This window comes from Methanobacterium bryantii, from assembly GCF_002287175.1.
Taxonomy (GTDB): domain Archaea; phylum Methanobacteriota; class Methanobacteria; order Methanobacteriales; family Methanobacteriaceae; genus Methanobacterium_D; species Methanobacterium_D bryantii.
Window position 1 is genome coordinate 1 of sequence record NZ_LMVM01000013.1, and the last position, 7,961, is coordinate 7,961.

Annotated in this window: 8 protein-coding genes; 4 read left to right on the top strand and 4 right to left on the bottom strand. The window is 33.3% G+C overall.

What is annotated here, in order from left to right; genetic code table 11:
• Nucleotides 1-218: DUF2795 domain-containing protein (locus ASJ80_RS08420; protein ID WP_143747724.1), on the bottom strand; the 218-nt coding region annotated here is incomplete at its 3' end.
• Nucleotides 219-635: 417 nt separating this feature from the next.
• Between ASJ80_RS08420 and ASJ80_RS17870 the strand changes: the two genes are divergently transcribed.
• The 3 genes from ASJ80_RS17870 to ASJ80_RS08435 all read left to right on the top strand — a co-directional run bounded on the left by ASJ80_RS17870 (nt 636) and on the right by ASJ80_RS08435 (nt 2,842).
• Nucleotides 636-863 (top strand): ChaB family protein, encoded by a 228-nt coding sequence (locus ASJ80_RS17870; RefSeq protein ID WP_083240917.1) that lies wholly within the window; start codon nt 636-638, stop codon nt 861-863.
• Nucleotides 864-1,016: 153 nt separating this feature from the next.
• Nucleotides 1,017-2,375, top strand: a complete 1,359-nt coding sequence (locus tag ASJ80_RS08430) for an APC family permease (RefSeq protein WP_069583288.1) — start codon at nt 1,017-1,019, stop codon at nt 2,373-2,375.
• A gap of 110 nt (nt 2,376-2,485) precedes the next feature.
• Entirely contained in the window at nt 2,486-2,842 is a 357-nt protein-coding gene (locus tag ASJ80_RS08435) for a SpoIIAA family protein (RefSeq protein ID WP_069583289.1), read from the top strand.
• Nucleotides 2,843-2,869: 27 nt separating this feature from the next.
• Here ASJ80_RS08435 and ASJ80_RS08440 read toward each other — a convergent pair whose 3' ends face one another.
• From ASJ80_RS08440 to ASJ80_RS08450, 3 genes are all read right to left on the bottom strand, one after another.
• Nucleotides 2,870-3,946 carry a TIGR00341 family protein gene (locus tag ASJ80_RS08440; protein ID WP_069583290.1) on the bottom strand — a complete coding sequence of 359 codons (1,077 nt, stop codon included), beginning with the start codon at nt 3,944-3,946 and terminating at the stop codon, nt 2,870-2,872.
• Nucleotides 3,947-4,071: 125 nt separating this feature from the next.
• Nucleotides 4,072-5,067 carry a TIGR00341 family protein gene (locus tag ASJ80_RS08445; protein ID WP_069583291.1) on the bottom strand — a complete coding sequence of 332 codons (996 nt, stop codon included), beginning with the start codon at nt 5,065-5,067 and terminating at the stop codon, nt 4,072-4,074.
• Nucleotides 5,068-5,332: 265 nt separating this feature from the next.
• Nucleotides 5,333-6,637: a prephenate dehydrogenase gene (locus ASJ80_RS08450; RefSeq protein ID WP_069583292.1), complete on the bottom strand. Its 1,305-nt coding sequence runs from the start codon at nt 6,635-6,637 to the stop codon at nt 5,333-5,335.
• 553 nt (nt 6,638-7,190) lie between these two features.
• On the opposite strand from ASJ80_RS08450, the gene ASJ80_RS08455 reads away from it, so the two are divergent.
• Nucleotides 7,191-7,634: a response regulator gene (locus tag ASJ80_RS08455; RefSeq protein ID WP_083240912.1), complete on the top strand. Its 444-nt coding sequence runs from the start codon at nt 7,191-7,193 to the stop codon at nt 7,632-7,634.
• The last annotated feature ends 327 nt before the right edge of the window (nt 7,635-7,961 follow it).

Genomic DNA, 7,961 nt, shown 5'->3' on the forward strand with positions numbered 1-7,961 from the left:
CCTCTTCTTTCTTCACCCCATGCCTTAGCTACATCTGTTGGAGAATTAAACCGATCTTCAGGTAAATTTTGTATAGCTTTTACGACATCACGACTTGCACGGTTACTTTTTGCCTGTTGAACTAGATCCTGTTTATTTGCAGGGAAATTCATTCCCTTTAAGGATTTTTCTATCTCTGAAGTTATTCCACCACGGCGAGTTTTACCACGACGTACCATGTTATCACCTCCAAAACCCTCAAACGCTTCACGTTTGGGGCGTCGAAAATCTTTGATTTTCGATAGTTTTTAATTTTAATTTTAGTGGTTCAGGAAATATGTAGTATTTCCTTCAACCTCTAAAACCCTCAAACACTGCCAAAAATCTTTGAATTTCGATATTTTTTTATTTTAGCGGTTTAGGAAAGCTTTGATTTTCCTAACCTCTTTTTAAATTGGTTATCCTAATAATAAGATAACTGTTAAATGATTACAGTTAAACCGAAAATTCGTGCAGATATCTTTTAAAATTCACTTTTTATGTTTGGGTTACACTTTTGAAGTTCATACTTTAAAAATATTACTTTCTTAGAAATAATTAATATTAATTAAAATAAAAATAATAGTGGTCAAAACTTAAAAAAGGAGGTTGATATTCTGCCATATAAAAATAAAGAAGATTTACCGGCACAGGTAAAGGAAAATTTACCAGAACATGCCAAAGAAATTTATTTAAAAGCATTTAACAACGCTTGGGATCAGTATAAAGAGCCAAAAGAAAGGAGGGGAAATGAATCAAGAGAGCAAACTTCCCATAAAGTTGCATGGGCCGCAGTAAAAAATGAATACACTAAGGGAAGCTCAGGAAAATGGGAAAAAAAATAGAACATCTCCTAAAATCATATTTTTTAAAGAGAGTACTATTGGCCCACTTAACTAAACTATCATGAGAGGTAGCCTGGCAAGATTGGACATCCCACAATCTGGAGAATTCTAAAATTTTTTAAAAGTATTCAAAGCCATCCAAGGAATATTTAAATGAGTAAAAAAGGACCTTTAGGACTGGTATCTGTAATTTCAATAGGTATTGGTGGAATGGTAGGGGGAGGCATTTTTGCAGTTTTAGGATTTGCTGTGCAGCTTGCAGGCGGCGGAACATACATTGCATTTGCTTTAGCAGGCACAGTAGCTTTAATTACGTCTTATTCCTACGCAAAATTATCTGTAACTTACCCAAGTGAAGGTGGAACTGTTGAATTTCTTGATCAGGCCTTTGGACCTGGATTAACCACAGGAGGGCTGAATGTACTTCTTTTTTTAAGTTATATCGTAATGCTTTCTCTTTATTCTTTTGCCTTCGGTAGCTACCTATCAAGCTTTTTCCCAGCAGAATCACAGGTGTTATTGCGACACATCGGTACCACAGGAATCATAATTTTAATGACAGTGCTAAACATTATAGGGACAAAGGCCGTCGGGAAGGCAGAAGAATGGATCGTTGGGATCAAAATTTCTATTTTGCTGCTTTTTGTACTAACTGGAATATGGAGCGTAAATACTGGCCAATTACAACCATCCACATGGGCTCCCTTTATTTCACTCGTTGCAGGCGGAATGATTATTTTTGTAGCTTACGAAGGATTTGAGCTCATAGCAAATGCTGCAGAAGACGTAAAAGATCCATCAAAAACATTACCACTAGCTTATTATTCTGCTGTGATATTTGTAGTGGCATTATATATTCTTATATCAATTGTGACTGTCGGGAATTTACCAGTAAACCAGATTATAGCTGCAAAAGATTATGCCCTCGCAGCGGCGGCGCAACCATTTCTTGGAGTCATTGGATTTACACTTGTAGCAATTGCCGCCCTTCTTTCAACAGGTTCAGCCATTAACGCTACTCTTTATGGAAATGCAAGAGTTAGTTATATTGTCGCTAAAGAAGGAGAGTTACCTGTTGAACTAGAAAATAAAATCTGGAACCGCCCTATTGGAGGATTGCTACTTACATCTGCGATTACTTTAGTAATAGCCAATATTTTTGACATATCTAATATTGCCACAATGGGGAGTGGAGGTTTCTTAATTATTTTCGCAGCAGTAAACTTATCTAACCTGAAGGTACATGCAAAGACTTCAAGTAACAAATATCTTCCCATTTTAGGCGCTGCAACATGCTTATTTGCATTGGCTGCACTCATATGGCAAACTGCACTTACATCCCCATTTAATATTTTAATACTCGCAGTACTGGTAGTATCAGCCTTTGTTATTGAAATAATATACACCAGATTTACAGGAAAACATGTTAAGCCTGTAGTAAAGCCTACTAAAAAAATGAAAGAGATTAAAAAAGCTGAATCAAAAATGGAATCTGAAGTCCGTGAAAAATAAGTAGTTTAAACCATTATAACGCTTTAATAAATTTGTATCGTCCCATAACATTGAATTATAGAAAATAGGTTTAATTTAAATTAATTTTAAAAAATTAGGAAGATAAAAACATGATAGAAAAAATGAGTGAAAGTGAAGGTAAAATATTGGGCTTTAAGGCAGTAGGCACTGTTACTAAAGCAGATTATAAAGTGCTGGTGCCAGAGGTTCAAACACTTATAGAAAAAGAAGGGTCAATCTTTATGCTCCTTGATTTGAGACAATTCAAATGGGAAGATATAGGTGCATGGATGGCTGATATGAACTTTGGCCGTACCTACCGCGATAAAATAGATAAAATGGCTATCGTAGGAGATAAAACCTGGGAAAAGTGGATAACAATACTTGCAGATCCTTTTTATTCCAAAGAAGCGCGATTTTTTTATTCAGAAGATATTGATTCTGCTTGGAAATGGTTAAAAGAATAAATTCCAGTTCCACACTGCAAAAATATATCATCCCAGCAATAAAACACCGAATATTCCCCGGTAAATAAGAATTAAAACTACAAATATAGAAAGTAAGGAAGTCCATAATATCAGCGCGATATATGTCATCTTTTTAGCCCTGCTTATCATTTCCGGATGGATAGGCCTGATTTTTTGCGCTTTAAATGTTACAACACCCGCTAAATTAACGCTGACCAGGTTTATAAAAAATAATAGAAATGCCCCTAATGCCAGGGAAAAATGTCCAGAGCCAAATAACAATCCACAGGTTACAAGTGGGGGGAGCAATGCCACTGCAACCATTACTCCAATTAAAGTGGTATTGAAACCTGCGGTAAATGCCAATGCCCCTGCAATACCCGATGCAAAAGCCAGAGTTATACTTCCCAAATTAGTCTTAGCCCGCAGTGCAATTTCTGGAACACTGGGATTAACTGTAAAAATTAACCCCAAAATTGAAGATAAAATAAAAACTACAAAAAGCCCAAAATAGTTAGTTTTAATTGATTCTCTAGCCAGATCTACATCCCCCAATATAGTTGCAAGCGATAAAGCCATATTTGGCCCTAAAAAGGGTGCAATTACCATAGCTCCAATTATAACTGCAACGTTACTATTTAAAACACCAATAGTTGCAACAATAGATGATAAAATTACCATAAGCATGTAAACCTTGGATAACCTGGCAAGATCAGATATATTTGAATATATTTCATGGCGGCTCAGCCTATCTACAAGTTCTCGTGGGTCAAGACGATCTGTTAATTCTTCAAGGGTACTATCACTTTTATCTGGAGGCTCTTCATATTTGGATACTACCTTCTCGATAGGTTCAGGTACTGGAAGTGAAGCTTCTACAGGAATTAAACTTATTCTAAAACCTTCTAAATCTGAAAATCGTTTTTGTAAAAGGTTAATTAGAGATTCTGTCTTTTCCCGCCTTATAATTACATTAAAAACTATCTGTTCACCTGAAGAGGGAACATCCCAGTAGTTAAGTACATCATATCCCTTTAATATATTTTTGATTTCCTTCAAAATTCCATATTCAGGTATAACAATTATAATCAATCGATAGGCCATAAAATCCACCAGATACACTGATTATAATTATATTATTAAAAATAATTAAATTTTTCATACAATTACATATACCTAATTACAGAAGTATAAAACACATACACAATACAATACCTTCCATTCGCGCCTTAATAAATTATATGAAACCTTATTAGTGCAAACAAAATAATTAAAATTGACGCCAATAACATAATTGATTTTCGGGCAGTTATTTTTGCTTTTCTAGATTCTTCCTCTTCGATTGGCTTAATATTTTGCGCCATAAATGAAACAGTCGCTGCAAGGTTAATGCTGATTAAATTAACTAAAAACAGCAAAAATGCACCAAATGCCAGATAAAAATTTCCCGATCCTATAAGGAGGCCAAATGCAGCAAGTGGAGGCATAAGTGCCACTGCAACCATCACACCAACTAAAGCCGTGGTCAACCCCGTGGTTAAAGCTAAAGATCCTGCAAGTCCTGATGCCAAAGCAAGAAAAAAACTTCCTCTCCCAATATCAGTTCTCAAAACTATGGACGGATTTTGAGGGTTAACTACAAAAATCATTCCCACTGCTATAGAAACAGCAGCTGCAATTAAAAATCCTATTAAATTAGTTTTAACAGATCTAACAATAAATTTTCTATTCCCCATAACAGTTGCTAAAGATAAACCTATATTAGGACCTAAAAGTGGAGCTATAATCATTGCACCAATTATTACTGCCACATCATCATTTAAAAGCCCAATAGACGCGACAAAAGCAGATGCTGCAACAAGAATCATGTATATCCTGGTAAGCTGGCTCATTTCAGAAACATGTGCATATATCTCTTCCCTACTGATTCTTTCGGATTGTTTTTTCGTTTCTAGATTCTCACTATTCGATTCCTCTTCAGGAAAGGGAATATAAGTCTCTATTGGAATTATTATTATCCTGAAACCATCAAGCACAGAAAACTCTTTTTGAAATATTTCCAGTAATTCTTCAGATCTATCCATTTTAACAATGATATCAAACTTTAAATGGGTTTTAGAAAATTTAGAACACGAATAATCCATTACATCCATTTTTTTGATTATTCTTTCACTCTGTTCTTTTTTTATCTGGGGCAAAACTATTTGAATTAACCGAAAAATCATTATTAAATATTTTATATTTGTTATTATAATAATTTATTGCTGATTAATTCATTTATCAGGCAAACAGCCAAAATATCCAATAAAGAACATCATTTCCAGTTATCCACTTAGATAAAATATTAAAATATATTCTGGGACATGTGCATGAATTACTTCCTGTTAAATAAGACTTATCTTAAACACGTGGTTTTTCGATGCACATGAAATTACACCATTTGCACAAATCCCGGACATCAATATTAAAATAAATCCATTTAAATCTGACTCACCTTATAACCGCACCAAACCCTTTCAAGAGATTCTCAACATCAAACCTGGCATCAGGGTTTATAACTTCATATTTAATTGTAATGCTTATCTTCCCTGATGGTATTTGACTTCCATGATACATATCATCAACCGAAGCATAAATAACTCCTTTTAAGCCCTCAATCGTATTTACAATGATATCTGGACTGCAGTTTTCTGGAAATACAGCAGAAACAAAGTAAGTTTTATGGGGGTAATTTTCAACTTTCAGGTCGTATATTTCTTTATCACTTAAAATTTCCACGTTAGATAATTTCAGCTTTGTTTTTTTGCCATTGATTTCCAAAGTTAAAAAATCAGGGGATAAACCTTTTAAAATTCCAATATGTACTTTTCCAGAGTATATATGCCTTAAACCTACTTCTTTACCTATGGACCCTTTAAGGATATTTACTTCCTCAGTTAAGGCAGATATCGCTTTATCTGACCTTCCAAGTGCAGCTTCCAGGTCATCCATGTGTTTTGCAGCAGACCCCATAACTTTCACGAACCCTTCCTCATTTCCACTTGAAATCATTTCATTAAGCTCTTTATAGATGGAAATAAATGTTTCATGGGTTTTTTTAGTATACTTATTATGGGTTTGTATAGAATAGTAAAGGTAAGGATTTTGAGCTACAATTCTTGCAATCATATCAACCATAAGATCGTATATTGGGCTTGCAAAATTTCGAGATTCTTTAATATCTACATCAAGCTTTTCTATGGTCGCTGCAATACTTATATAAGCTAAATGAGTCAGTCCCTGCACAACGCTCATCATTTGGTCATGTATCTCAGGAGTTGTAACTATTATCCGTGCGTTTTCCTTTTCAAAGAAATTATAAACTTTATTATACCATTTACCTCTATTAGTAGGTGTAACTACAATTACTTGACCATCTAATGACCTTATTCTTGGACCAAACATTGGATGAATCGGTAAAACTTCAACATCATGAGGAACATATTCTTGCATAATTCGGGAAGGTTCTTCTTTTACAGAAGTAACATCCATAATTAAAGAGCCTTTTTTCATGACTGGAGCCACTTCTTTTATAGCAGAGGATGTAACATCTATAGGAACTGAAACTATAATTATATCCGCCTGTGATGCTGCGATGGTATTGCTGCAGGTATAATTAACTCCCAATTTTTTTGAAACCCTTTCCCCAGCTATTTCATCTCTTCCAGTTACAGTTATATCAAACCCTTTGCTTTTTAAAAATCTAGCAATCCACTCACCTAATCCCCGTGTGCCTCCAATTACTGCAATCTTCAAGAAAAAATCTCCAATTTATTTTTTTAATATAATCAGATTTATTTTATACTCTTTTTTATGCTTATCTTATATAAAAAAATAGTTAAATTAGTGAAAATTTTGGGATTAATTCTTACAGATCTTTTATTTAGGATTATTCTCTAATTTCTGTGTGATATATCCCACAAAGAACATGACCAATATATAATAACCTGTGAAAATAACTTAAAAAGCATCATGTTAAAAAATAAAGGTGTAGAAAGACTTATTTCCAAATTATATTTTAATAGTAAAGTAATAATTAATATAAATCAAAATGAAATATTAGATAATGTTAAAAGACCACATATATTCTTTAATAATACAGTAACAGCATCTCTTATTTTTTAGTTGATTTTGTACATCATAATGCAAAATCAGTTTATCTCCAGATTTATGATTAATGAAATTTTACAAGATTTAGACCACAAAAACAATTTCGTATTAGACCTGCAAATAGGTAAAGATACAGTAGGCAGCAATAAATATTAAAAGATTTAAATTGTACTAAAACTTAGATTACAGGAGGCATTTAGTGTCAGATGAAAAAATTCTGATAGTTGAGGACGAAATCATCGTTGCAATGGCTTTAGAACAAAAATTGCTAGATCTAGAGTATGTCATAGTGGACAGTGTTAGCACCGGCGAAGATGCAGTCAAATGTGCTAAACAGTTAAAACCAGACTTAATATTAATGGATATAACTTTAAAAGGGAAAATGAATGGTATAGAAGCTGCAAAGCAGATAAAAGATAATTTGGATATCCCAATAATTTATTTGACAGCATATTCTTACAGTGAAGTGGTAAAGTATGTCCCCCTAATAGAACCCTATGAATATTTAGTTAAACCATTCAAGAAAAGTGAATTGAATAATTATATTAAAATGTCTCTTTCAAATCATAGAGCAAAAAAAGCGGAAAATACCAACAAAACACTAACTAAATTTCAGGGCTTTGTTAAAGCAACAAGGAACTAAAAACTATTTAAATAGTTGAAATCCAAGACAAATTATGCCTGCAATCTTTCAATTATGTTCTAATCCATTAAATTCAATTACAAAATTTGTTATTTTATGATAAATTATAACTTAAACGCTCTGGAGTATTGTGCAAATATTACTCTTTAAATTATTATGTAATTTTTGGTTAAATAAAATGGATTTTTTTAAACAAGTTCAATTTAAATTAATCAGTATGGAAAAACTTTGTTTTTTTCAATATAACATATGAAGTATGAACCATGGACATGTAAAAATCACAGCTAACAAACACGATGTGTTTGTCGCCTGCAAAATCTTCAATTG

What these genes read in the sequence shown, in the direction of transcription:
- ASJ80_RS08430 (WP_069583288.1), top strand. Translation starts at nt 1,017, where the DNA reads ATGAGTAAAAAAGGACCTTTAGGACTGGTATCTGTAATTTCAATAGGT.
- ASJ80_RS08435 (WP_069583289.1), top strand. Translation starts at nt 2,486, where the DNA reads ATGATAGAAAAAATGAGTGAAAGTGAAGGTAAAATATTGGGCTTTAAG.
- ASJ80_RS08440 (WP_069583290.1), bottom strand. Translation starts at nt 3,946, where the DNA reads ATGGCCTATCGATTGATTATAATTGTTATACCTGAATATGGAATTTTG.
- ASJ80_RS08445 (WP_069583291.1), bottom strand. Translation starts at nt 5,067, where the DNA reads ATGATTTTTCGGTTAATTCAAATAGTTTTGCCCCAGATAAAAAAAGAA.